We start from the raw sequence: 24,469 nt of genomic DNA on the forward strand, positions 1-24,469 counted from the left end.
GCCTGCTCAAGCCGGCAGTTCCTTCAACAACGCCCGCCTCATTCTGTCGACTGCCTCTTCCAATAGTGCCCTTGGGCAGCCGAAATTCAGTCGCATAAAACGCTCATCGCCAAAGTCCCTTCCCGGTGACAGGCCAACGCCGGCCTGCTCGAAAAAGTGGGGTGGGTTATCCAGGCAGGCGGCGGAGACATCGATCCAGGCCAGGTAGGTGGCTTCAATTGGATCAAGCCTGAGGCCGGGCAGGGCGTTGATCGCTTCAACCAGATAGTCCCTGTTGCCGCGCAGGTAATCCAGCTGGGCACGGTTCCATTCATCGCCGTCGCGGTAGGCCGCCAGTGCGGCGGTATAGCCAAGCAGGTTGACGTCAGGCACGATCCCTTTGCGTACACGCTGAAAGCGCTGGCGAAGTTCCGGGTTCTGGATGACGGCAAAGGAGCAGCCAAGGCCCGCGATGTTGTAGGTCTTGCTCGGTGCCATCAGGGTGATGGTGCGGGCCGCAATCTCGTCGTTCAGCGACGCGATCGGGGTATGCGTCAGGCCCGGTTGCAGAATCAGGTCGCAGTGGATTTCGTCAGAGCAGATGATCAGGTCGTGGCGGATGATGATTTCGGACAGGGCTTCCAGTTCTTCACGGCGATACAGGGTACCACCGGGATTGTGCGGGTTACAGAACAGCAGCAGTCTGGCATCCGGTGTAATGGCAGCTTCGAGTGCGTCCAGGTCGATGACGCTGCGCCCATCCTCCTCACGGATCAGCGGTACCTTGATCAGGCTGCGATCGGACAGACGGGGTGCCGACATGAACGGCGGGTAGACCGGTGCCGGAGTGAGTACGGCAGAGCCTGATTCGCCCACCGAGCGGCAGGCCAAGTTAAGGCCGCACACCAATCCGGGCAGCCAGACCAGATCGTTGACCTCAATAGACCAGTCATACAGCCGCTGCATCCGCTCGATCACCAGCCGATTCAGCTCGGCAGGAGTACTGGTGTAACCGAACACGCCGTGATCGATGCGCTGATGCAGCGCCTGAATCACGGCTTCTGGCGCCATAAAGTCAGTATCGGCCACCCACATCGGCAGAATTTCCGTGTCGGCATATTTTTCCCACTTCTCGCTGGAGGTGGCGCGGCGGTCAATCAGCTGGTCGAAACGGGTTGGGCTCATCGGTACTCCTTCATCGGGTCTGCGGTCAACGACAATCTGGTGATACAATAATAGCCATAACACAGCCCTGATCCTGTTTTTCACTCGGGTTAATGCCCGATCTTACAATCAGAGCTTCAGTATCTACATGCAGGCGACGGTTGTCAGCCTGTATAGAAGGGAGTAGCCAGCATGAGCAGCAATGATCGCGTCATTATTTTTGATACCACCTTGCGTGACGGTGAGCAGAGTCCCGGTGCCTCCATGACCCGTGATGAAAAGCTGCGCATCGCCAAACAGCTGGAAAAGCTGCGCGTGGATGTGATCGAAGCAGGCTTTGCCATCGCCAGCCCCGGCGATTTCGAGTCGGTGAAATCGATCGCCGATACCATCAAGGAGAGCACCGTCTGCTCTCTGTCCCGTGCGCTGGACGCGGATATCGACCGGGCCGGTGAAGCGCTGAAAAATGCCGCCTCCGGTCGCATTCATACCTTTATCGCGACCTCTCCGATCCACATGCAGTACAAGTTGCAGATGGAGCCGGATCAGGTGGTGGAAAACGCCGTGCGTGCAGTCAAGCGGGCGCGTAATCTGGTCGGTGATGTGGAGTTCTCGCTGGAAGACGCCAGTCGCTCAGAGCTGGACTTCATGTGCCGCATCATTGAGCAGGTGATCGAAGCCGGTGCCCGCACCATCAATATCCCCGATACCGTGGGCTACGCGGTGCCGCACGAATACGGCAACACCATTCGTCAGCTGATCGAGCGTATTCCCAACTCCGACAAGGCGATCTTCTCGGTTCACTGCCACAATGACTTGGGGCTGGCAGTGGCCAACTCGCTGGCGGCCGTCAATGCCGGTGCGCGTCAGGTGGAATGTACCATCAACGGCCTGGGCGAGCGTGCCGGTAATGCCGCGCTGGAAGAGATCGTCATGGCGCTGCGTACTCGCAAGGATACATTCGGTCTGGAAACCAGCATCGACACCACTCAGATTGTGCCGGCGTCGCGTCTGGTATCCAGTATCACTGGTTTTCCGGTACAGCCCAACAAGGCGATTGTCGGTGCCAATGCCTTTGCCCATGAATCAGGCATTCATCAGGATGGCGTACTCAAACACCGTGAAACCTATGAAATCATGACGGCAGAAGATGTGGGCTGGAATACCAACCGCATGGTTCTGGGCAAGCTGTCCGGTCGTGCCGCCTTCCGCGCCCGCATGGAAGAGCTGGGCACTGTGTTTGCCACCGACGCCGAGCTGAATACGGCTTTTGCCCGCTTCAAGGAGCTGGCGGACAAGAAGAGCGAAATCTTTGATGATGATCTGGTTGCTTTGGTCAGCGATGCCCGTGCCTCTGCCGGTCATGAAAAGTACAAACTGAGCAGTCTGAATGTCACTTCCCAGACCGGTGAAGTGCCGGTGGCCAACTTGGTGGTGTCCGTGGATACGCAGGAACACAGCGCTGAAGCCTCCGGCAGCGGTCCCGTGGATGCGGCTTTCAAGGCGATCGAGCAGGTGGCGGCCTCTGGTGCCAATCTGCAGCTGTACTCGGTCAATGCTATCACCAGCGGCACCGACTCTCAGGGTGAAGTCACCGTGAGGCTGGAAAAGGCTGGTCGCATCGTCAACGGTCTGGGGGCCGATACCGATATCATTATTGCCTCGGCCAAGGCCTATCTGCACGCACTGAATCTGCTGGATGCCAATATCCAGAAAGCCCATCCGCAGGTGTGAGGCCGGTATGACGCTGGCGGCACAAGAACAGAATCGTCACCGCTGGCTGGAGGCACTGGGTGTCGACAGCTGGCTGCCGCGTGGAAATTTGCCCGGTGCAGCCGAGATAGCGCCCTGGGTGGAATCATTTTGCTACCCTAATGATGCCCAGGCTGATGCCTGGCTGGAAGATGTTGCCGAAAGCGTTGAGGAGCAAGCGGTCCCTGTTTCGACCCCAGCTCCAAAACCTGTCGCTGCACGTGCCAGAATTGACACCGAGACCCTGCTGGATCAGCGGCCTGCCGCTGTGCCGAAAGCGACACCGGTTGAGCGACCGGTTCGCACGACGCCAACCTCAACAGTGGTTGAAGCGCCGCGTTTCAAGCTGGCCTTTGTGCTGCGGCAGGATCTGCTGATTGTCGATTCACTGCCGCCGCATCAGCCGCAGGGGTTCAGTCGACATCATCGTGCCCTGCTGACCGGAATCACCACCGCGCTGGGGGCTGAAGCTGATATTGAACTGAGCGATGCCATGATGCTGCCCTGGCCGATGCTGGCCAGCCGCACGCTGGATCAGGGCGCCGAGGAGGCGCGCCGCGCCGTGCAGCACAAGCTCCGGCGTACGCTGGAGTCACATCGCCGTATCACTCAGGTGCTGCTGATGGGAGAGGCCGCTGCCCATTGGATACTTGGTGAAACGGCACCGTTGGATACGCTGCAGGGGCGCAGCTTCAAACTGCCTTCAGGGCTGCCGGTGGTGGTAACCTTGAGTCTGAGTGAGCTGCTGCGGCTGCCCGAGCGTAAAGCTGAAGCCTGGCGTGATATTCAGCCGCTGCGCCTGGTCCGTTCAAGTGACTGATCTGCAGCTGCAACAGCTTGAGAAGGCTCAGCTGGATGCGGTGCTCAAGCTTGATGCGACCTGTTTCGAGAGCGAGCCTTTTGCTGCTGTCTGGTGGCAGAAAGCATTGACCAGCGCCGGGGCCAGCAGCTGGATTTTGTCCTGGAAGGACCGACCGGTGGCCTATTGTTTGTTCAGCGAGATAATGGATGAAGCTGAGCTGCTACGTATAGCGGTTGATCCGCAACAACGTGGCAAGGGCTTGGCTACCGACCTGCTGCACAAGGTACAGGACGCACTGATTGAGCGAGGGATAACCCGCTTTTTCCTTGAGGTTCGTGCATCCAACCGTGCTGCACAGGCCCTTTATCATCGTTGTGGTTGGCAACCCTGCGGTCGCCGTAAAAACTACTATCCTCTGGGTGATGCGCTTGAAGACGCGCTGTTGTTCAGCCGGGAACCTTGAAGCGGGAGTGAGCCGAAATGAGTCTGACACAGGGACTGATCAGTGGGGGCTGGCTCTGGGCGGCAAGCCTGGCAGCGCTGCTGGTGCTGTTGCTGGCGCTGAAGACTGCTCCCTGGTCAGTGCTGATGCAGCAGCGCCGGCTGCAACATCTTCTGTTTGGCGCAACCGTTGTATTGATGCTGATGTGGACCATGCGGGCCGGCATCTCGCCCGGGCTGGGCATTCACTTTCTCGGTATGACCACGCTGACGCTGATGTTTGGCTGGGACCTGGCCATCCTGTCCGGCACGTTGGCGTTGTTGGGCATGACCCTGATCGGGCGGGAAAGCTGGGACACGTTGAGTGTCAATGTGCTCTGTTCAGTTGTGTTGCCGGCGCTTGCCAGTATGGCGGTACTGCGCCTGGTTGAAGCAAAACTGCCGCGCAACTTCTTTGTCTATCTGTTTCTGTGTGCCTTCTTTGGTGCCGGTGTGGCAACCGCTGTTGGCGGCATGGCGATGGCACTTCTGCTGTGGGCCGATGGTGTGTATCCCTGGGCCAAGATCTATCTGGAGTATGTGCGCTTTCTGCCGCTTATCATGTTCCCCGAAGGACTGCTGAACGGCATTATCATGACCGGCATGATGGTGTTTCATCCTGACTGGATCCGTACATTCGACGCCCGCCATTACATTGATGAGCAATAGCTCTACCGACGTCAGCGCCGCACCGGATGCTTGGCAAGCTTGCGCTGCAGAGTGCGGCGATGCATCCCCAGTGCCCGTGCCGTGGCTGAGATATTGCCTTCGTGCTCATGCAAAACTTTCTGGATATGTTCCCATTCCAGCCGGTTGACCGACATCGGTGTGTCTGGAATGTCGCTGTTCAGCTCTGAAGCCTCTGCTTCACCTTCAAGTGCCCGCAGGATCTGATCGGCATCAGCCGGCTTGGGCAGGTAGTTATGTGCCCCCGACTTGATTGCTTCGACAGCAGTGGCAATGCTGGCATAGCCGGTCAGCACAAGAATGCGTACCTCTGAATTCAGCTGTTTGAGCTGAGGAATCAGGCACAGGCCGGATGGGCCCTCCATTTTCAGATCCACAGTGGCCAGGTCTGGTGCCTGTTGATGGGCCAGCGCAACGGCTGTTGCTACGTCGCGTGCGACCTGAACCTCGAAGCCTCTCCGGGTCATGGCACGGGCCAGTACACGGGTAAAGGCCGGGTCATCGTCCACAATCAGAAAATGTCGGGTCATACGTCAGCTCCCTTGAATGGCTCGGGTATGATCGGCAGTTCAACTTCAGTCAGGGTGCCCCCGTCCGGGTGGCTGTAAAGGCGCACTTCACCCTGGTGTCGAGCCAGAGTGGAAGAGGTGAGAAACAGGCCAATACCCAGCCCTCGCCCCTTGGTCGTTACAAACGGTTTACCCAGTTGATCGGCCTGTTCCAGCGGTAGCCCGGGACCCTGGTCATGCACTTGCAGGAGGATACGCTCACTGTCCCAGCTCAGCGCAATCTCGATATCCTCGGGGTGGGCATCGGCCGCATTGTTGAGCAGGTTAAGCAATGCCTGTTGCAGTGTTATAGAAGCGCTCACCCTTGGTGCCGGGCCAGAAGGAAACGGGGGTATGCGGTAGCTGACTTCGGGGCGCATCAGGGTCCATTCTTCAATCACGCGCTCAAGCAGTTCGGTAACGGCGATACGGCTATGGCTGCGTTGCTGTTCTTCTTGCACGCTGCGACTCATCTGCTGCAGTCGTGCCGAGCAGGTGGCCACCTGCTGGCGCAGCAGCGCGATATCATCCTGCAGTAACGTGTCATCAGGATGATCCAGCTCCATTTCACGCAGGGTAACCTGCATGGTGGACAGCGGGGTACCCAGTTCGTGCGCAGTACCGGCGGCCAGTGTGGCCAGCGCAAGCAGCTGCTGATCACGAATATGTTGTTCACGTTCGGCCTGCAAACGCTGTTCACCGCGCTGCAGGGTCTGATGCATGCGCACGATAAACCAGCTGATCAGCAGGACGGTAAACAGAAAATTGATCCACATGCCGGTGATGTGAAGGTCATACAAATCGAAAATCCGGTGTTGGTGACCCTGTTCCAACTTCAGTACCGGTATGTAGTGGCGCAGCAGTGAGGTATAGAGCACTACCAGCATGGTGGCCATCAACAGGGTGTATCGAGCGCCAAGGGTGGCGGCGCTGACAAGCAACGGAATCAGCAGCATGAAGATGAACGGATTGGTGGCGCCACCGCTTTGGTACAGCAGGCAGCCATAAAGCACGACATCGGCACAGAGCTGGCTGAAGAACTCCAGTTCAGTCACCGGCCAGCGCGAGTGCAGGCGTGCAAACGTCATCACATTCAGCAGTGCCAGAGCTGCAAGAGTGGACCCAAGCAGCCATACATCCAGTGTCAGATGCAGTACAAACAGAGCGAACAGCAGAGCACCACTCTGGGCAAAAAGCACCAGAGTACGGATATAGGTCAGTTGCAGCAGGTGGTGATGAAATCCGCTCAGCACAGCAGCCCCGGAGGAATTACGCTAAGGTTAATGGGGCAGTATACCTGCCAACGGCACGTATGTGGTCCAGCCTTTGTGCGACAAAGCGTCGCACAAACGGTGACGGCCGGCAGGCTGCGACTTGCGAAAGTATAACCCGATCCAACATACTAAAAAGGTAAACGTTTCAAATCTGACCTGAGGGAGACAAACCAAATGGCGGCCAATAAAGACCCCATGATCCCCGATGGTGATGTGAATCCGATCGATACCGACTACCAGATCGGTCAGGATAACATCGTTGTCAACGTAGGCCCTTTCGGCCTGGATATCCACAACCGCGTCTTTGCGATCTCCGGTCTTGCCGTGATCGCGTTCGTACTGCTTACCCTGGTTTTTCAAAGCCAGGTGGAACCGCTGTTCAGCAGCCTTCGTGGCTGGCTGACTACCAATCTGGACTGGTTTTTCATCAGTGCAGCCAACATTTTCGTGATTATCTGTCTGGTGCTGATTTTCACCCCACTTGGCCGGGTACGCCTCGGCGGGACCGAAGCCACACCGGATTACAGCTACGCCGGCTGGTTTTCCATGCTGTTTGCTGCTGGTATGGGTATCGGCTTGATGTTCTTCGGCGTTTCGGAGCCACTGTCCCACTTCAGCTCGTCCTTTGGTGGCATTAGTATCGAGAACGGAGTTCGAACCGACTGGGCGCCACTGGGGGCTGCTGGGGGGGATGCCGAATTGGCTGCGCGCTTGGGCATGGCCGCCACCATCTACCACTGGGCGCTTCACCCTTGGGCAATCTATGCCGTCATGGCACTGGGGCTGGCGTTGTTCTCCTTCAACAAGGGTCTGCCGCTGACCATCCGTTCGGTGTTCTATCCGATTCTGGGTGAGCGAGTCTGGGGTTGGCCGGGACATGTCATTGATATTCTGGCCGTGCTGGCGACCCTGTTCGGCCTGGCTACTTCTCTGGGCTTCGGTGCCTCTCAGGCTGCATCAGGTTTGAACTATCTGTTCGGTATTCCGCTGGGCAACACGACACAGATTGTTCTGGTGATCGGGATCACCGCCATAGCGCTGGTTTCAGTACTGGCCGGTCTGGATGCCGGGGTGAAGCGACTGTCTGAAATAAACATGGTGCTGGCGGTCTTGTTACTGGCGTTCGTGATCCTCGTTGGGCCGACGCTGGCCATTGCAACCGGCTTCTTCGATAACTTGATGGCGTATCTGACCTATCTGCCGGAGCTGGCTAACCCCGTTGGGCGTGAGGACAGCAACTTTGCATCTGGCTGGACCGCGTTTTACTGGGCCTGGTGGATCTCTTGGTGTCCGTTTGTAGGCATGTTTATCGCGCGCGTGTCCAGGGGGCGTACCGTACGCGAATTCATCATCTCGGTACTGTTGGTGCCCTCGCTGGCCTGCGTGTTGTGGATGACCGTGTTTGGTACCACCGCTATTGACCAGGTGGTGAATGCGGGCTACGACGCCGTGGCCGACGCGGAGCTGCCGCTGCAGTTGTTCACCATGCTGGACGTATTGCCGCTGGCGCAGATCACCTCGTTCATCGCAATCATTCTGGTGGTGGTGTTCTTTATCACTTCATCCGACTCTGGCTCGCTGGTCATCGATGTAATCGCAGCCGGTGGCAAGGTGGATGCGCCGACGCCACAGCGCGTGTTCTGGTGTACGTTTGAAGGGCTGGTGGCCATTGCGTTGATTCTTGGCGGGGGGCTGGTCGCGCTGCAGGCAATGGCAGTGTCGACCGGTCTGCCGTTTACCATTGTGTTGCTGGTTGCAGCCTTCTCGATGGTGAAAGGGCTAGCCTCCGAGCCGAGGGTCTGATTACCCATGGTTGAGACGCAGCAGGCTGAACATATCGAGATACTCGACTTCCTGCGCCGTACTACTCCCTTTACGGAGCTGTCCGAGGAAACCCTGGGACAGGTTGCGGGGCAGGTTGAAGTCGCCTATTTCAAGGCGGGTAGCCAGATACTGAACTTTGGTGAAGAGATCAGTGACTGGTACATCATCCGCAGCGGTGCCGTTGAGGTGTTCCGACGTAACGGTGATCTTTACAACCGTTTGAGTGAAGGAGGTTTCTTCGGTGAGTTCGGCCTGCTGCGCAACAGGCGGGTGCGATTTCCGGTAGTGGCGCTGGAAGACACGCTGGTGTATCTGATTGCCGAGCCCCTGTTCAACGACCTGTTCGACAATAATGAAGGCTTTGCTGATATTGTTGAGGTGGAAGACCGCACCCGTCTGCGCCAGGCGGTGGCGCGGCGTGAAGATGCCAATGAGTTGATGACCTCCAGGGTTGAAACCCTGGTGAGTCGTGAGCCTGTGTGTCTGCCGGTTACGGCCACGGCGCGCGAGGCGGCCATTCGGATGACGGAAGAGGGTGTGTCGTCTCTGCTGATTCTGGATGCGAACGATGATCCCGAGCGTGACAGCCGCATGGCGGGTATTATCACCGACAGGGATATTCGCAATCGTTTGGTCTCTCCGGGGCTGGACTACGATACGCCGGTCACCGAGATTATGACCTCCGAGCTTCGGTACGTTGAGCACTCCCAGTTCGTGTTTGAAGCGATGCTGCTGATGCTGCGCTTCAATGTGCACCACCTTCCGGTTCTGAAACACCGGCAGCCGATCGGGGTGATCGCCCTGTCCGACATCATCCGCTACGAGTCGCAGAACAGCCTGTTTGTGGTCAGCAGCATCTTCCGGGCACAGAGTGTGGAGGAGCTGGTGGCACTGAAGCAGGATGTACGCGCCTGCTTCACCCGCATGGTGAACGAGGATGCCAACTCGCGCATGATTGGCGGTGCCATGGCGGTGATCGGTCGCAGCTTCAAACAGCGTCTGCTGGAGTTGGGCGAGGCCGAACTGGGGCCGCCTCCGGTGCCCTATTGCTTTCTCGCTCTGGGCTCCATGGCGCGGGAGGAGCAGCTGATCGTGACTGATCAGGACAATGCCATGATCCTCGATAACCGCTATGATCCGCAACAGCATGAAGCCTACTTCAAGGCGCTGGCGGAGTTTGTTTGTGATGGGCTGGATGCCTGTGGCTACAGTTATTGCAGCGGCAAAATCATGGCCACCAACCCGAAATGGCGTCAGCCACTACGGGTATGGGAGCAGTACTTCACTGAGTGGATAGACAAACCGACACCGGAGTTTTTGCTCAACAGTGCCATATTCTTCGATCTGGAGGGTGTGTGGGGCAGGACCCGTTGGGCCGAGATGCTGAATGACCTGATCCGGCGCAAAGCGAAACGCAATCCTCGCTTCCTGGCCTGTATGGCACGCAATGCACTTTTGCGTACGCCACCGCTGGGATTCTTCAAGGACTTCGTGATGGAGACCGATGGCCGGCACACCAACTCGATTAACATGAAGCGGCGCGGGACGGCACCGGTGGCAGACCTGATTCGCGTGCATGCACTGGCTGTCGGGTCTCGGGCGAGCAACTCTTTCGAGCGTCTGCGTGATGTGATCGATGCGTCGGTGATGCCCCCCGGGCGCGGGCCGGACTTGCGCGATGCGCTGGAGTTGATCTCCATGGTACGGATACGGCATCAGGCGTTGGACCTTGAAGCGGGACAGGAACCGGACAATAACGTGGAGCCGGAAAACCTGTCCGACTTCGAGCGCAAGAATCTCAAGGATGCCTTCCAAATCTTGAGCCACGCGCAGAAGTTTCTGAAATATCGTTATCAGCCAGGACGCTCGAACTGATGTTCTATCTGGATCGGAATGCCCTGCAGGAGGAACCGGCTCGGGATGCCCAAGATCTGCAGGTGAGCGACTGGTCGGCCCGGTTTGCCGAACTGGCTCGACAGGCACGCTACCCGGCGCTGAAGGACTTTTATCAGGCGGGTGCCGTGACGCCGGATACACCGCTGAAGGACGTGCCGCTGGTGGCGATCGATTTCGAAACCACTGGGCTGGACCCCCGGAAGGGCGGCATTGTCAGTATCGGGCTGATGCCGATGAGTCTGAGCCGTATTCACTGTGCCGGTGCGCGTCATTGGGTGGTCAAGCCCCGTGCTCGGCTCAGCACTGAATCGGTGGTGGTTCATGGCATCACCCATTCAGAGATAGCGGCAGCACCTGATCTGTCCCAGATCCTGGATCAATTGCTGGAACAGTTGCGTGGCAGAGTTGGGGTCGTGCACCATCGCGGCATCGAACGCAGCTTTCTCAATGCGGCCCTGCAGGCACGAATTGGCGAAGGAATCGAGTTCCCGGTGATTGATACCATGGAGCTTGAAGCGCGACTGCACCGTCGCAGGCCTCTTAGCCTCTGGGATCGTTTACGCGGACGCAGGCCGGTTTCAATCCGTCTGGCTCAGAGCCGCGAGCGCTATCATCTGCCTCACTATCGCCCTCATCATGCTCTGACCGACGCGCTGGCCTGTGCCGAGCTGCTGCAGGCTCAGGTTGCGGACCGGTTTTCGGTCGATACCCCAGTGGGGGAACTGTGGTGTTGACTGACCACTGATCCAATATAAATCAACATCGGTGACTGTAATCGGTGCTGTTGCACCGTCTGTGGCAAGTTCTGGCAATTGGATCTCGTCGTCATCGCATGAACCTGCTTAGGGGCAGCCCTGGGAATTGACTCCGGTACGCGGGCTCAGGTGGCGCCTCATTCTCTTCCCTATGATTCACCCTTGTAGTCGACATCTTGGCATAAAACCTGCTCCATTATTTTGGGTCAGGCCTAAGGTCAGACGCTCATCAAGTGGTTTTTGATAACGGTGTTTATTCCTTTCTGTATCTACAGTGGGGGAGGCACCGTTTTTTTATCCAGGATCATGAAAGTGCCATATGAAACAGGCAGACCGCACCAGAACTCGCCACAGCTGTGCTGTACACTGGTGCAGGCCTGCTCAGTTGCGGTGCGGCATTACACCTTGAAACGACCGGTTTGCTGTTGCAATTGCTGGGCATACCCATCCAGTGAGCGGCTGATGCTGCCGATGTCTCGTGAGCGATCGGCCCCCTGTGTGGCCAAATCATTGATTTCGGTGATGCTGCGGTTGATCTCATCCACGACTTGAGTCTGCTGCTCGGTAGCGGAGGCGACGCTGGTATTGACGTCGGTAATATGAGAGATCGCCTGCAGGATGGTCTGTAACTCGGCTTCGGCGCTGCTGGAGAGAGATTCGGTGGCACTGGCTTCTTTGCTGCCGGTTTCCATTACGGTGACGACTTCAGAAACGCCACCCTGCAGTCGACTGATCATGTTCTGTATGTTTTCAGTGGACTCCTGAGTACGTCTGGCGAGGGTACGCACTTCGTCGGCCACTACTGCAAAACCGCGTCCCTGCTCGCCTGCGCGGGCGGCTTCGATGGCCGCGTTGAGCGCCAGCAGGTTGGTCTGCTCAGCCACATCACGGATCACATCCAGCACACTGCTGATCTCGTTGGAATTGTCGGCGAGCGTTCGGATTGAGGTCACCGCCTTCTCGGTCTGTTCGGCCAGTCGTCGTACCTGCGCCGAAGACTGGTGAATGATCTCGGAGCTGCGCTGGCCGGTCTGATCCGCTTCACGGGTTATGTCCGCGGCTCGTGAAGCGTTGCCTGCCACCTCTTCGATGGCGCTTTGCATCTCATTGATGGCCGTTGCCACCATGGAGATGGCATCAGTCTGGCGGCTGACACCTGCATCGTTATCCTGAGCTGCCGAGGCCAGGCGACCTGACTCCTGTCCCAAGTCACGGCTCAGGCTCTGAATACTGCCAATCATCTGCTGCAGATTACTCAATACCAGGTTGAAGCTGTTGGCCAGCCGACCCAGGTCATCGTTGCTTTCAACCGGAATACGCTGGGTCAGGTCACCTTCACCCTTGGCGATGTTGTCCAGCTGTTCACGCAGGGCCGTGATGGAGCGCAGAATCAGACGCATGAAAATGAAGAACAGTACGACACTGAGAAGCACGGAAACCAGCGTGATGATAAGTGTGGTAACGGAGCTGCTCACCCCTTCGGAAGAGGCTTCGGCCCCCCGCTCCTGAGCCAGCTGCTCGGTATGGGAGCCTACCCGGTCGAAATAGTCGCGTAGCTGGCTGAACAGCGGCTGTGTGACCTGATGTGACAAGGCACGTGCACGCTCAGGGTTGCCGCCTCGCGCCAGTTCCATCACCTGACGAGCCGAGCTTTCCCACTGCCGGAAAGCCTGCTCAAATCCCTCGGACGAACTCGAGACACCGGTACCGCGAAGGCGCGCAACAGCTTGGTTGAAACGGTCATGCGCCTGCTGCGCATTTTCGTCAAAGCTTGCGACTTTTGCGTCGGCTTCCTGCAGGTTAGTGCCCGCATCGACGGCCGCCATCTGCGCCACCAGAGCCTGATAGAGGTCACGATCCCCGTTAAGAATTTCGCTGATTGCCGGGAGGTAATTGCTGGCCAGGTCATCGGTGTCTGAGACCAAATTGCGACTGGTGTTGACGCTGAACAGCCCGACAAAGACCAGTGCTGCAGCCGTAATAACAAAGGGGAGCGCGATGCGGGTACGAAATCCGGTTTTTGCGGTCATGGGAGGTGGTTTCCTTCCTGAAGTTTGCTCAAAGAGTAGCAGTAGAAACGGCAGGGTTAAAGCTGAAACCGGATGACCCTGCACCATGGCAATGGTAGTCTTAAGCCAGCTTTTATCCCCCGATTCAGGCCCGAAACGGAGTCTTGTCAGGCCATGAAATTCAAACCCGGTTTTGGTCATCTAGCCTTGCTGCTCACGCTGGCGTTGCTGGTGTGGCTGTTCAGCGGTGAACTGCTCAGCAGTCGCGACAATGCACCTGAAGTGGTTGCTCCCGTAGCACAGCCGATTACGGTCGCTGCCAGGCTGAGTGCGGCTCAGCCCTATCGTCGACAAGTTGTGCTGCAGGGGCAGGTTGAGCCCTGGCAAAGTGTGGACTTGCGTGCACAGATCAATGCTACAGTCGATGTTCTGCCGGTAGGGCGGGGTGCTCAGGTTGCTAAGGGTGATCTTCTGTTGCAACTGTCGGAAGACGACCGCCGCAGCCGCCTGTCGCAGGCGCGTGCCCAGCTGGCCTATAGCCGCAGTCAGCTGGAAGCAGGACAGAGTTTGCGTCGGCAGGGACTGAATGCACAAACCGACCTGTTGCGATTACAAAGTGAGCTGGCCGCTGCTGAGCAGGCAGTACGCAGTGCAGAACTTGAACTTGAACACACACGTCCGGTCGCACCTTTCGCAGGCGTACTTGACAGTCTCGATGTGGACCTGGGGGACTATCTGGTTGCCGGTCAAGTGTGGGGGAGGTTGCTCGATACGGCAGTGCTGCGAGTGCGAGCGCAGGTGCCGCAGCAACAGGTGGCCGGGCTCGAGCTGGGGCAACGAGCAGAAGTGGTTTTGCTGGATCAACGTACTTTCAGCGGTGTTGTCAGTCACATCTCAAGGGAGGCGGATAGCGCCACCCGAAGTTTTACAGTGGAGATACGGCTGGAAAACCCTGAAGGTCTCAGAATCGCCGGCGCCAGTGCCACGGTTCGGATCGATATCGGCAGCGTGGATGCTCACCGGATCTCCACAGCCCTGCTGACGCTGGGTGAAGGCGGTCAGTTGGGTGTGTTGTATCTGGAGCCGGACGACCGGGTACAGTTCGCGCCGGTGCAGCTTATCAGTACCGGAACCGAAGGCAGCTGGGTGAGTGGGTTGCCGGAAGAAATTCGGTTGATCACGCTGGGCGGCGGCTTTGTCTCGCCGGGTCAGCAGGTCAAGGTTGATCAAGCGTCGGAGTCGCGTTGATGGATGCGCTGATTCGGGCCGCAATGAGCCGCAGCAGAGCCACTCTGCTGTTGTTGCTGATCCTGCTTGCGGCTGGGTTTGCTTCATGGGTGACAATTCCCAAGGAGGCAAACCCGGATGTCACCATTCCCTATATCTATGTTTCCATGCGCCTTGAAGGGATCAGCCCCGAGGATGCAGAGCGGCTGTTGGTGCGGCCGATGGAGCAGGAGTTGCGATCGCTCGAAGGAGTGAAGGAGATGACTTCCATCGCCGCGGAAGGACACGCGTCGGTGATGCTGGAGTTCGATGCCGGTTTTGACCCCAAAACCGCGTTGGCGGATGTGCGTGAGAAGGTTGATACCGCCCGCACCGAACTGCCGGCTGAGGCCGACGAACCCAGCGTGAACGAGATCAATATCGCCCTCTTTCCGGTGCTGTCCATAGCCCTTTCCGGCCCGGTGAGTGAAGCTGAACTGGTTGGAACCGCGCGTCGGCTCAAGCAGGAAATAGAAGGTATTGCCGATGTGCTTGAAGTGGATATCGGCGGTGATCGTGAAGACCTGCTTGAGATCATAGTCGATCCTCAGGTACTGGACAGCTACAACGTGGACTATGCCGCCCTCTACCAGCTGGTCAGCAACAATAACCGGCTGGTCGCCGCCGGCAGCCTTGATACCGGTTCGGGGCGGTTGCCGCTGAAAGTGCCCGGCGTGATCGAAAATATCGAAGATCTACTCAACATGCCGGTCAAGGTGGAAGATGATCGGGTCGTCACTTTCTCCGATGTGGCGGTGCTGCGTCGAACCTTCAAGGACCCCACCGGCTTTGCGCGTATCAATAGTCAACCGGGTGTGGTGCTGGAAGTGTCCAAGCGTGCCGGCTCCAACATCATCGACACCATTGATCAGATCAAGGAGTTGATCGAGCAGGCGCGCCCACTGCTGCCCGAGGGGGTGCAGGTGCACTACGTGATGGATCAGTCGGAAGAGGTGCAGGAACTGCTTACCGATCTGCTCAATAACGTGTTGACGGCGGTAGTGCTGGTGTTGATCGTAATGCTGGCGGCGCTTGGACTGCGCTCATCGTTACTGGTGGGGCTGACCATCCCCGGCGCCTTTTTGACCGGTATTCTGCTGATCTACATGCTGGGATTCACGCTGAACATCATTGTGCTGTTCTCGCTGATACTGGTGGCCGGAATGCTGGTGGACGGTGCAATCGTGGTATCTGAACTGGCTGATCGTAACCGCCAGCAGGGGATGACCCCGGCTGAGGCCTGGGCTGGTGCTGCCAGTCGCATGGCCTGGCCGGTGATCGCCTCCGTTGCCACAACTGTTATGGTGTTCCTGCCCTTGCTGTTCTGGCCGGGTATCGTGGGTGAGTTCATGAAATACCTGCCAGCTACCGTGATCCTTTGCCTGCTGGCGTCACTGGCGATGGCACTGGTGTTTCTGCCGGTTATGGGACAGGTCAGCGGAGGTGGGCGCCTGTCGCCACAGAAAAGCCGCAACAGCAGGCTGGGCCGTGGCTATCGCCGCACGCTGGCATTTTTGCTGGCAAGGCCCGGACAAACGTTGACGGCGATGCTGTTGGCCATGCTTCTGGTTTACGCTTTTTATGGTCGTTTTAACCATGGCGTTGAGTTTTTTCCGGATGTGGAGCCGGAGTCCGCCCAGGTTTTGATTCACGCCCGTGGTGATCTGTCCGTGTATGAGCGGGACACGCTGGTCAAGGGGGTAGAGCAGCGTTTGCTTGGCATGCCTGAGGTCGAGGTGCTGTACGCGCGCAGTTTTGCCATGGCCGACGGGCAAATGGCTGAAGACGTGATTGGAATACTGCAGTTTCAGCTGATCGACTGGTATCAGCGCCGTCCGGCGGCCACCATCCTGGATGACATGCGTGATAGAACCGCTGATCTTCCCGGGTTGAAGCTTGAATTTCGCAAACAGGAGGAGGGCCCCAGCGCCGGTAAGCCGGTGGTGTTGAAACTCAGTTCACAGGACAGCACAGCACTGGATCAGGCGGTAAGCCGGGTGCGCAGTGCCATGGTTGAGCTGGGCGGCCTGGTGGATATCGAGGATGACCGTGCCCTGCCGGGCATCGAGTGGCAGCTGCAGGTAGACAGGGAGGAGGCTGCTCGCTTCGGTGCGGATGTGCTATCCGTCGGTAATGCCGTGCAAATGGTCAGCAATGGTTTGCTGCTGGCTACCTGGCGGCCTGAAGACGCGCTGGATGAAGTTGATATTCGTGTGCGCCTGCCCGAGTCGTGGCGCAGCCTGGATCAGCTGCAGCGCATGACACTGACTGGCAATGGTGGACAAATGCCACTGAGTCATTTCGTGACGCTGCAGCCGTCTCATAAGACTGGCACCCTGCGCCGCGTGGACGGTCAGCGGACCATTACACTGCAGGCCGATGTGGCGCCAGGCTATCAAGTGGCAGAGCGGCTGCAAGCGCTGCTGGAGGCCAGTGACAGTAATTTGCCTGAGGGTGTAAGCCTCAGTGTTGGGGGCGAGGGTGAGGATCAGCAGCAGTCGGCCAGCTTCCTGATCAGTGCCTTCATCACTGCAATCCTGTTGATGATGTTGATTCTTGTGATCCAGTTCAACAGCTTTTACCAGACTCTGCTGGTGCTGTCGGCCATTGTGTTTTCGACCGCGGGTGTTTTGATCGGGCTGCTGGTCAATGGCCAGTCGTTTGGCATTGTCATGGTGGGTATGGGCATCATTGCGCTGGCAGGTATTGTGGTGAACAACAATATCGTCCTGATCGACACTTACAACCAGTTGCGCAGTGAGGGCATGTCGCCTGTAGATGCAGCATTGGAAACCGGTTGTCTGCGCATGCGTCCGGTACTGCTCACCGCCATTACCACAGTGCTGGGATTGATGCCGATGGTGATCGGCGTAAACGTCAATCTGCTTGAACCCAGCCTGGGTTTTGGTGCGCCCTCGACCCAGTGGTGGACGCAGCTGTCCAGCGCCATTGCCGGTGGGTTGACCTTTGCCACCTTGCTGACTTTATTGCTCACCCCTTGCATGCTCGTGCTGGGAGAGCGAATGTTTGCCAGTTTCAAGCGCGAGTCCAATCAGGGTTGATACACTGTGGGGGGCGTAACGGTATTCAAAGTCTTATTATGTGTTATATCATAACATTAATTCGATGGTCGCCTGTGGGCAAAACCCCCGTGGGTCGGCTGAATACCCGCAGTTTTTTGAGAGCGACATACCTATGAATGCAGTACTGCCCGATGTGTCCTTGACCGACGACGCCCCATTTATGACCCCTTTGCAGTGGGTTGGGATGCAGGACATTGATCTGCCTATTACGCTGAAAGAGCCGGGTTATCGGCGTAGTCTGCATGCGTGTGCCGATGCTCAGGTGGATCTGCCAGCTGCGCATATCAAGGGTATTCACATGTCGCGTCTTTACCGTTTGCTGGATGGTCTGGGTGAGGATGCGCTGACACCTGAGCGCATACAGCAGGTACTGCAGGCGATGATCGACAGTCACCGGGACTGCAACAGCAGCAGTGCGCGTATCGGTCTTTCGTTTGATCTGTTGGTGCGCCGGGCGGCGCTGGTATCTGAGGCTCTGGCGGGCTGGAAATCGTACCCTGTCAGGCTGAATGCTCAACTTGTACAGGGCCGCTTTAGTCTGCGCGCCGAAGTGGTTGTGGAGTACTCCTCAACCTGTCCCTGTTCGGCGGCGCTGGCACGACAGCTTGTGGAGCGTCGCTTTCTTGACGATTTTCCCGGAGATCAGCCCCTTAATCGTGAGGAAATGGCCAGTTGGCTTCGTCGCAACGCTACACTGGCAACGCCACACAGCCAGCGCAGTGAAGCGCGTGTCAGCGTGGGCCTGGAGGCAACCGACCCTTCGCTGGCGCTGCTTGCATTGATTGATACCATTGAGGCTGCCGTTGCGACACCGGTGCAAACCGCAGTGAAACGGGCGGATGAGCAGGCGTTTGCGGCGCTTAATGGCGCTAATTTGATGTTTGTGGAGGATGCGGCCCGGCGTATACAGGATGCCCTGCAATCCCACTTCAGGGCGCCACGTACTCAGGTCAAGCATCTTGAGAGCCTTCACCCACACGATGCTGTTGCCTGGGCTGAGTGAAAACGGACATTGTTTAACCCGGTGTGATCAGCGAAAATACCCGCCATTGACGATCAACCGCACACACGGGGCGCAACGCCCTGTCCCTGTCCAGAACAGAAGACCCGAATTCATGTCCATCGCTCAGGAAGTTTCCAAACGCCGCACCTTTGCCATTATCTCGCATCCGGATGCCGGTAAGACCACTATCACCGAAAAACTGCTGCTGCTTGGGCAGCTGATTCAGGTGGCGGGTACCGTCAAGGGGCGTGGCAGCGACCGGCATGCCACATCTGACTGGATGAGTATGGAGCAGGAGCGCGGTATTTCCATCACCTCCTCCGTGATGCAGTTTCCGTACAACGGCCGCACCGTCAACCTGCTGGATACACCGGGGCACGAAGACTTTTCCGAGGATACCTACCGTACTCTTACCGCTGTGGACTCGGCACTGATGGTGGTGGACGGTGCCAAGGGCGTTGAGGAGCGCACCATCAAGCTGATGGATGTGTGTCGCTTGCGCGATACGCCAATCTTCTCCTTCGTTAACAAGATGGACCGTGATATTCGTGACCCGATCGAGTTGCTTGACGAGATTGAGGAGGTGCTGAAGATTCAGGCGGCCCCGATCAACTGGCCAATTGGCTCCGGCAAGTGGTTCAAGGGTGTGTATAACCTCTACACCGATACCATCCACCTGTTCACTCCGGGTCAGGGCCACAAGCTGCCGGAAGACAACCGCATTCAGGGGCTCGATTCGGAAGAGGCCCGCGCGCTGCTGGAAGATGACTATGACGAGCTGGTTGACGAGCTCGAACTGGTCAAGGGCGCCTGTCATGAGTGGGATCAACAGGCCTATCTGGAAGGTAAAATGACGCCGGTGTTTTTCGGTACGGCATTGGGCAATTTCGGCGTGAAAGAGATGCTGGATGATTTTGTCCAGTGGTCACCCGCACCGCCGGCGCGTCCGACCGAAAGCCGTGAAGTAGCGGCCAGTGAGGAAGCATTCAGCGGTTTTGTTTTCAAGATCCAGGCTAATATGGATCCGAAGCACCGTGACCGTATCGCTTTCATGCGCATCTGCTCCGGCTCCTATACTCGGGGCATGAAGATGAAGCACGTGCGCATCGGCAAGGATATCCGCATTGCTGATGCCGTAACCTTTATCGCCGGCGATCGTGAGAACGTGGAAGAAGCCTGGTCTGGTGACATCATCGGTCTGCACAACCACGGCACCATCCAGATCGGTGATACCTTTACCGCTGGCGAGAGCCTCAAGTTCACCGGTATTCCGCACTTCGCACCGGAGATGTTCCGTCGCGTGCGGCCCACCGATCCGCTGAAAATGAAACAGCTGCAGAAGGGTTTGCAGCAACTGTCGGAAGAAGGCGCGGTTCAGCTATTCCAGCCTTTGAAGAACAACGACCTGATCCTTGGTGCTGTCGGACAGCTGCAGTTTGAAGTGGTGGTGTTCCGTCTCAAGGACGAGTACAAGGTCGAGTGCGTGTACGAACCGATCAGCGTACAGACTGCACGCTGGGTGGAGTGCAGTGATAACAAGATGCTGGAAGATTTCCGCCGCAAGGGCTACGACAATCTGGCGGTGGATGGTTCCGGCCTGCTGACCTACCTGGCGCCAACTCGGGTGAATCTGTCACTGACCGAAGAGCGCTGGCCGGATATCCAGTTCCGCGCAACGCGGGAGCACTGATTGCTGATCGACACCATCTGCCACCTTGATTTTGCTGATTTTGATCCTGACCGAGCAGCGGTGATTGAGTGCGCTCACGTTGCGGGTGTTGAGCAGATTGTGGTGCCGTCGATCACGGTGGATAACTTTGAGCGGGTTCTGGATCTGTGTGCTTCAGATCCAAGCCTGTATCCTGCTTTGGGTCTGCATCCCTGTTTCAGTCATGATATGGAGCACGATCTGGCACGGCTGGATGAGATGCTTTCGCTGGCGGCAGGAGCCGTAGTGGCGGTGGGCGAGATCGGCCTGGACTTTCGCCCTGCACAGTTGCGTTCCGGACAAGAGGGGGCAGCACAGCAGGAGCAGCTGCTGGAAGCGCAGCTGAAACTGGCAAAGACTCACGACCTGCCGGTATTGCTGCATGCGGTGAAAGCACACGACCGGGTTTTGAAGTTGTTGCGTCGTCAGCACCTGCCCCGGGCGGGTATCGTGCATGCGTTCTCTGGCAGCGAACAACAGGCGCGGGAGTATGCAAAACTGGGCTTCAAACTGGGTTTTGGTGGGGCTGTTACCTACGAGCGTGCGCGTAAATTGAGAAGACTGGCAGCTGAGCTGCCGCTGGAGTGGCTGGTGCTGGAAACCGATGCGCCGGATATGCCACTGCAGGGGCACAGGGGTAAGCGAAATGAGCCCTGCCGTGTGGCGGAAGTGGCCGCGTTCATTGCCCAACTGCGAGGGATGGACGATGCAGAAGTTTCAGCCGTAACCACTGCTACGGTTTCCGGTCTGTTGCGGCTGCCTTATTGATAAATGCTGCGGTAGGCGGCTTCCAGCGTGTTCCAGACAGTGTTGGTCTTGCTGTTCACGGGAACACGATAGTAACGCCTCTCTGCATCAACCGCTTCACTGCTGTAGCTGCCATCCGGCGGGGTGAGGATCAGCTTTGCCAGGCTGGCGGGGTAGTTCGGGCCCTTGATCTGTTCACCATAGGTTTCTTCAATCGGCCCCAGTTTGTAACGTACCGATACGATGGACGTCAGCTCCTGGCAACGATGGGTTTTACCCTTGCAAAACTGGAAGTAACGGGTGTCCAGGACATAGAACTGATCAGCGGTAGGGTCTTCCTTCAGAGCCCCTGACAGGTTGACGCAGCCACCGAGCAGCAGGGCTGCAGCGGCCGGTAACAGCAGTTGTTTCATCCCGATTCCTCCTTGTTATGGTCGTTTCAGCACAGGTCTTTGTACGGGTTTTCGACCTGCAGTGAGATCGGGTTGGCATAACCGGGCAGGCGAATTTCATCGGCACTGATCTGCAGGTCATCCCCCGTCAGCACGTTGTGGTCGTACAGATAGATGGGTTTTGCCTGACCCATGATAGCAGACTGGTTATAGCTTTCGGCCTGTTCGCGTACCTGCTCGCGTCGCTTGCGCCAGGCATTCATGGCGGCTTCGCCGTGACGCCTTGTCAGCAGCTGCTCGACCACATGGGGTGCCATTACTGCGGCGCTGGCGTTGTTGCCGCCAAACCCCTTGGCGTTAATCAATACCGAGTCCATCCCTGTAGCGCCGGTTTCCTTATGGGTCAGCGGGAAATGCAGGTTGGAGCTGTGCACATCTTCTGCAATTTCGGTTGTGGTGGTCAGACCCGGCACGATGCCGTGTTTCCAGACGCCCAGTGACGCAAATAGCTGATCCCCTCCTGCAGTGCCCTGTGAGTGCCCAAGATAGGCTTTTATGGCACTGACGGTCCAGTCAGGGATATCAAACGCCTTGGCGGTCTCGTTGATGACATGAGATTCGGTTACGCGGTTTTGCGGGGTGCTGGTGCCGTGTGCCTGTACAAAGCTGCGCTGCTTGAGTGACTCTTCACCCAACAGTGTGCCGATCAGTGATGCCGCCTTGCCAAGGGTCATGTAGTTGCCGATGCCCGGTGCCGAAATCGACTTTTTGTGCCCGTCGGCATGGACAAAAACATCGGCCACCGCACCGTGGATGTCAGCGCCAAGCTCCAGTGCGAGATCGTCACTCATCAGCACCAAGAACTGGCTGGATTCACCCATGGTAAAGCCACAGTTGTTGCCGAATGGACGACAGGCTTTGCGGTAGTGCTCCTCAGCCATCTCGGCAAGACCGTCCAGCGCTATCAGCTGTTTGTCTTCGGCCAGGGCGCCCATGGCACGGAAGCCTTCAATGATCTCCTGCGTTACCGGGGCATCACTGCCACCGACCAGTACCAGCTTGCTGCGGCCGGTACGTATCGCCTCGACGCCGCTTTTCAGGTTGTACAGAAAGGTGGCGCAGGCGCCCAGCGCGCCGCCGGTCGTGCCGACGTTACCGAGCAGGTAGGCGTTGATGAAGTCAGCCGGCATCTGGGCATAACCCAGTGGCATCTGTTTGGAGGTGGTGCGTTTGCCCAGCGCCGGGAACTTGGTCAGGCCGCCGAAGCCAAGATCATCCAGCTGGCCAATTGAGTTGCTGGCGAACACTGCGATCTGATCCGGAGAGAGCAGATCCAGAATAGTCTGATACTCGATCCCCATCGAGCGCAGTGCATCGGAGGCAGCATAAACCGCCATCTGCAGGCCGCGGGGATGGTTGCGCGACTGGTACAGTTTGCCGGGCTCGAACCCGGTCGGCAGCATGCCGGCACTTTGTACCAGGGCTGGTTTGGAATCCGGGAAAATCAGTTCGCAACTGCCGTCGATCCGTACCTCAACCTGACCGCCGCCTATCTCTTTTACCTGCCAGTTTGCCGGGATTTGCTGCGGCAGCTGGCGGCTGCGCAGGCGGAAACTCAGGCCTTGGTCGCTGCCTTTGATGCTGGCCGGGCGGTTGAACATGACGGCATTAACATCGAACCAATCGGGGTGGATGCGGCGAATCAGGGTGTTGTCTCGTACCTGCTGTTCAATGCGGCTGGCCAGCTCTGCAGCCGTGAAGTGCTGGCTGGTGTCACCCTGCAGCTGGTAGCTGCCGGCATCATACTGCGCAAGCCCGGTCAGTGTTGCCAGATCAACCAGCGTATCCTGTCGACTGGATGCATCCAGCTGATCCAGTATCAGGCGACGATAGCCCTGGTGAAAGGAAGAGCGACCAGCGGGGCTGATACCACCAAAACCGACAATGACAGGCAGCTGAGACAAAAGATACTCCTCGGGGTGGTGACGCGGATGACAAAGAAGGATAACAGCGCATTTTATCGTCTGATCCTGGCGCTGGCCAGCATCCATATGCACTCCCGTGTAAAAGCGCTACTGGTTTTCATTTCGTATTAAGCTATTCTGAGCTAAAAGGTATCAGGCCTGCTCTTTCATATGGAGGAGCGGGAGACCGTATTCAGGAGGAAACCATGAAAAAGCTGATGATCACCTCACTTGCGTCAGTATTGTTGCTGGGTGGGTGTACAACGCTGGACCCCTACACTCAGGAGTCTAAAACGTCGCAGGCAACCAAGGGCGCAGGTCTGGGTGCTTTGGGTGGCGCCGTACTGGGTGCAGCCGTGGCTGGCAAGGGCGATCGAAATGAGGGCGCACTGGCAGGGGCTGTTATTGGCGGTGCTGTTGGTGGTGGTATCGGTTATTACATGGATCAGCAGGAAATGCAGCTGCGTCAGCAGCTTGAAGGTACCGGTGTTCGAGTGGAGCGTGTCGGGGATGACATCCGGCTGATTATGCCTGGCAATATTACCTTTGCCACCGACAGTGATCGGGTTGATCCGTCTTTTTACTCGGTGCTCGACTCGGTTGCTCGTGTGTTGATCAAGTTCGAGAAGAGTCAGGTTGCAGTGGAAGGCTATACCGATTCAACCGGTTCATTTGAATACAATCAGCAGTTGTCGGAGCGTCGCGCCACCAGTGTTGCACGCTACCTGAATTCGGTTGGGGTCAGCCACTTGAGACTGGATGCGCGCGGTCTAGGTGAGCGTTACCCGATTGCCAATAATGACACTGAAGCGGGGCGGGCGATGAACCGTCGCGTCGAGATCAAGATTCGCGGCACTCAGCGCTGAGTCTGCTGGCCGTGCGGGCGCTGGTTCCGCACGGCTGCAAATATCTCTGTCAAAGGTTTTCGCTTTCCCGAAGTCGGTCAAACTTGCCCAGCAGTCGCTGCAGACTCTGCTCAGTACTTTCGCGTTCGGCTTCCAGTGTTGTCTTGCTCTCACGCAGCTCGCTGACTTCCAGTCGCAGCAGTTCGACCTCTTCGATTAATCCCTCAATCTTTTTTTCCAGTTCGGTAAAGAGTCCGCTCTGCATTTTGGTGGTGCTCCTGTATGGGTGTG

The 24,469-nt window shown here is 57.6% G+C and carries 20 protein-coding genes; 13 read left to right on the plus strand and 7 right to left on the minus strand.

Going from position 1 to position 24,469, the window contains the following annotated elements; translation table 11 throughout:
- Nucleotides 1-6 precede the first annotated feature (6 nt).
- Nucleotides 7-1,164 (minus strand): MalY/PatB family protein, encoded by a 1,158-nt coding sequence (locus BLV48_RS11085; RefSeq protein WP_091826851.1) that lies wholly within the window; start codon nucleotides 1,162-1,164, stop codon nucleotides 7-9.
- 171 nt (nucleotides 1,165-1,335) lie between these two features.
- Here BLV48_RS11085 and BLV48_RS11090 point away from each other — a divergent pair, with 171 nt between their 5' ends.
- Genes BLV48_RS11090 through BLV48_RS11105 form a run of 4 tightly spaced genes read left to right on the plus strand, consistent with a single transcriptional unit; the run spans nucleotide 1,336 to nucleotide 4,846 of the window.
- Entirely contained in the window at nucleotides 1,336-2,877 is a 1,542-nt protein-coding gene (locus tag BLV48_RS11090) for a 2-isopropylmalate synthase (RefSeq protein ID WP_091826852.1), read from the plus strand.
- Nucleotides 2,878-2,884: 7 nt separating this feature from the next.
- Nucleotides 2,885-3,715: a uracil-DNA glycosylase family protein gene (locus BLV48_RS11095; RefSeq protein ID WP_091826853.1), complete on the plus strand. Its 831-nt coding sequence runs from the start codon at nucleotides 2,885-2,887 to the stop codon at nucleotides 3,713-3,715.
- Entirely contained in the window at nucleotides 3,708-4,160 is a 453-nt protein-coding gene (rimI, locus tag BLV48_RS11100) for a ribosomal protein S18-alanine N-acetyltransferase (protein ID WP_175527645.1), read from the plus strand. The genes BLV48_RS11095 and rimI overlap by 8 nt, the downstream gene beginning before the upstream one ends.
- Nucleotides 4,161-4,177: 17 nt before the next feature.
- Nucleotides 4,178-4,846 (plus strand): energy-coupling factor ABC transporter permease, encoded by a 669-nt coding sequence (locus BLV48_RS11105; protein WP_091826855.1) that lies wholly within the window; start codon nucleotides 4,178-4,180, stop codon nucleotides 4,844-4,846.
- Nucleotides 4,847-4,857: 11 nt separating this feature from the next.
- Here the strand turns inward: BLV48_RS11105 and BLV48_RS11110 are convergent, their stop codons facing one another.
- Both BLV48_RS11110 and BLV48_RS11115 read right to left on the minus strand, forming a co-directional pair.
- Nucleotides 4,858-5,394 carry a response regulator transcription factor gene (locus BLV48_RS11110; protein ID WP_091826856.1) on the minus strand — a complete coding sequence of 179 codons (537 nt, stop codon included), beginning with the start codon at nucleotides 5,392-5,394 and terminating at the stop codon, nucleotides 4,858-4,860.
- On the minus strand, nucleotides 5,391-6,665 hold the full coding sequence (locus tag BLV48_RS11115; RefSeq protein WP_254775023.1) for an ATP-binding protein: 1,275 nt from the start codon (nucleotides 6,663-6,665) through the stop codon (nucleotides 5,391-5,393). Before BLV48_RS11115 ends, BLV48_RS11110 begins: the two co-directional genes overlap by 4 nt.
- A gap of 195 nt (nucleotides 6,666-6,860) precedes the next feature.
- Here BLV48_RS11115 and BLV48_RS11120 point away from each other — a divergent pair, with 195 nt between their 5' ends.
- From BLV48_RS11120 to BLV48_RS11130, 3 genes are read left to right on the plus strand one after another with little or no spacing between them, the layout of a single operon-like run.
- On the plus strand, nucleotides 6,861-8,489 hold the full coding sequence (locus BLV48_RS11120) for a BCCT family transporter (protein ID WP_091826857.1): 1,629 nt from the start codon (nucleotides 6,861-6,863) through the stop codon (nucleotides 8,487-8,489).
- Nucleotides 8,490-8,495: 6 nt separating this feature from the next.
- Nucleotides 8,496-10,385 (plus strand): DUF294 nucleotidyltransferase-like domain-containing protein, encoded by a 1,890-nt coding sequence (locus BLV48_RS11125; RefSeq protein ID WP_091826858.1) that lies wholly within the window; start codon nucleotides 8,496-8,498, stop codon nucleotides 10,383-10,385.
- Complete coding sequence (locus BLV48_RS11130) at nucleotides 10,385-11,140, plus strand: 3'-5' exonuclease (RefSeq protein WP_091826859.1); 756 nt, start codon at nucleotides 10,385-10,387, stop codon at nucleotides 11,138-11,140. The genes BLV48_RS11125 and BLV48_RS11130 overlap by 1 nt, the downstream gene beginning before the upstream one ends.
- 419 nt (nucleotides 11,141-11,559) lie before the next feature.
- On the opposite strand, the gene BLV48_RS11135 is transcribed toward BLV48_RS11130, so the two are convergent.
- Nucleotides 11,560-13,191 carry a methyl-accepting chemotaxis protein gene (locus tag BLV48_RS11135; RefSeq protein WP_091826860.1) on the minus strand — a complete coding sequence of 544 codons (1,632 nt, stop codon included), beginning with the start codon at nucleotides 13,189-13,191 and terminating at the stop codon, nucleotides 11,560-11,562.
- A 153-nt stretch (nucleotides 13,192-13,344) separates the two neighbouring features.
- On the opposite strand from BLV48_RS11135, the gene BLV48_RS11140 reads away from it, so the two are divergent.
- From BLV48_RS11140 to BLV48_RS11160, 5 genes are all read left to right on the plus strand, one after another.
- Entirely contained in the window at nucleotides 13,345-14,418 is a 1,074-nt protein-coding gene (locus BLV48_RS11140) for an efflux RND transporter periplasmic adaptor subunit (RefSeq protein ID WP_175527646.1), read from the plus strand.
- On the plus strand, nucleotides 14,418-17,498 hold the full coding sequence (locus tag BLV48_RS11145) for an efflux RND transporter permease subunit (RefSeq protein ID WP_091826862.1): 3,081 nt from the start codon (nucleotides 14,418-14,420) through the stop codon (nucleotides 17,496-17,498). The genes BLV48_RS11140 and BLV48_RS11145 overlap by 1 nt, the downstream gene beginning before the upstream one ends.
- Nucleotides 17,499-17,631: 133 nt before the next feature.
- A complete protein-coding gene (gene folE2, locus BLV48_RS11150) occupies nucleotides 17,632-18,522 on the plus strand; it encodes a GTP cyclohydrolase FolE2 (protein WP_091826863.1) in 891 nt (296 codons plus the stop codon).
- A 112-nt stretch (nucleotides 18,523-18,634) separates the two neighbouring features.
- The gene (locus tag BLV48_RS11155; RefSeq protein ID WP_091826864.1) at nucleotides 18,635-20,212 is read left to right on the plus strand and encodes a peptide chain release factor 3; all 1,578 of its coding nucleotides are present in this window, start codon (nucleotides 18,635-18,637) and stop codon (nucleotides 20,210-20,212) included.
- On the plus strand, nucleotides 20,213-20,998 hold the full coding sequence (locus BLV48_RS11160) for a TatD family hydrolase (protein WP_091826865.1): 786 nt from the start codon (nucleotides 20,213-20,215) through the stop codon (nucleotides 20,996-20,998).
- Here the strand turns inward: BLV48_RS11160 and BLV48_RS11165 are convergent.
- Nucleotides 20,992-21,390 (minus strand): hypothetical protein, encoded by a 399-nt coding sequence (locus BLV48_RS11165; protein WP_091826866.1) that lies wholly within the window; start codon nucleotides 21,388-21,390, stop codon nucleotides 20,992-20,994. The genes BLV48_RS11160 and BLV48_RS11165 overlap by 7 nt on opposite strands.
- A 26-nt stretch (nucleotides 21,391-21,416) precedes the next feature.
- Nucleotides 21,417-23,333, minus strand: coding sequence for a beta-ketoacyl synthase (locus tag BLV48_RS11170; protein ID WP_091826867.1), 1,917 nt, complete (start codon nucleotides 23,331-23,333; stop codon nucleotides 21,417-21,419).
- A 206-nt stretch (nucleotides 23,334-23,539) separates the two neighbouring features.
- On the opposite strand from BLV48_RS11170, the gene BLV48_RS11175 reads away from it, so the two are divergent.
- Nucleotides 23,540-24,199: a YiaD family glycine zipper/OmpA-like lipoprotein gene (locus tag BLV48_RS11175; RefSeq protein ID WP_091826868.1), complete on the plus strand. Its 660-nt coding sequence runs from the start codon at nucleotides 23,540-23,542 to the stop codon at nucleotides 24,197-24,199.
- Between the two features lie 49 nt (nucleotides 24,200-24,248).
- Here BLV48_RS11175 and zapB read toward each other — a convergent pair whose 3' ends face one another.
- A complete protein-coding gene (gene zapB / locus BLV48_RS11180; protein WP_091826869.1) occupies nucleotides 24,249-24,443 on the minus strand; it encodes a cell division protein ZapB in 195 nt (64 codons plus the stop codon).
- Nucleotides 24,444-24,469 lie beyond the last annotated feature (26 nt).

Origin of the sequence: Marinobacterium iners DSM 11526, assembly GCF_900107855.1 — a bacterium.
GTDB lineage: Bacteria > Pseudomonadota > Gammaproteobacteria > Pseudomonadales > Balneatricaceae > Marinobacterium > Marinobacterium iners.